The sequence below is a fragment of the Candidatus Skiveiella danica genome (assembly GCF_022705245.1).
Lineage (GTDB): Bacteria > Pseudomonadota > Gammaproteobacteria > Burkholderiales > Burkholderiaceae_C > Skiveiella > Skiveiella danica.
In genome coordinates this window covers 1-775 of the sequence record NZ_JAKJEW010000110.1, presented here as the reverse complement: position 1 = coordinate 775, position 775 = coordinate 1, and the positions used below count along the sequence as shown (strand labels likewise).

The window sequence follows — 775 nt, the reverse complement described above, 5'->3', positions numbered from 1 at the left end:
CGGCGGTGATCCATTCCCTATGGGAAAGACAGGACGGCAACCTGCTGATCATGCCCGCCACCATCCCCATCGACGACTCCGCGGTGCAGTTCGAGTTGACCCGCTACCTCGACGACCAGTGGACCCCTGTCATCGCCAAGGATGTGGACGGGGAGCATTCCCTGCCGCTCAGGCTCGACCGGGACGCGCCGAACTTGGGCCGCTACTCCGCTTGCCGCCGCGTGGCGCGCACCATCTATGTCGGTTCGGCCCCGACCCAACGGGCCGCCAACCGGGGTATCGACGACCGCCAGGTGAAGTTGGGTTGCGTTCAACCCGGCGAAACCGTGGCCACCTTCGGCGACGCCATCCGCCGACTTACGGATCGGGCGACCTATTTGTATGTGGACGGCAGCCGCTATTGGTACTCGACCCAGCCCACGGTCACGCGTCTTGCGGAGGACCGTGCGAACCAGCTCCACGAACACGATGTCATGGACGAGATCGTACGCCGGCTGAGGGACGAGGCGCGCAGCCGTGGCGATTTTCACCGCGTGCATGCCTGTCTGAGCAGCAGCGACATCCCGGACGAGCACGAGGCGCGGCTGGTGGTTCTCGGTCCGGAGCATCCGCACAGCAAGGGCCAAGCGGACAGTGCCGCGCGGAAAGAGGCGCAGGCTATCCTGGACAGTCGCGGCAGCAGCCCCCGCTCGTACAAAAACACCCTGGTGTTTTTGGCCGGAGACGCAAGTCGACTCAAGGACTTACAGACTGCGATTCGCCAGTTTCTTGCTTG

1 pseudogene is annotated in these 775 nt (G+C 64.4%); it reads left to right on the top strand.

What is annotated here, in order from left to right:
* Window positions 1-50 precede the first annotated feature (50 nt).
* Window positions 51-775 (top strand): annotated as a pseudogene (locus ACMUOY_RS20305) (hypothetical protein); the annotation flags it as partial.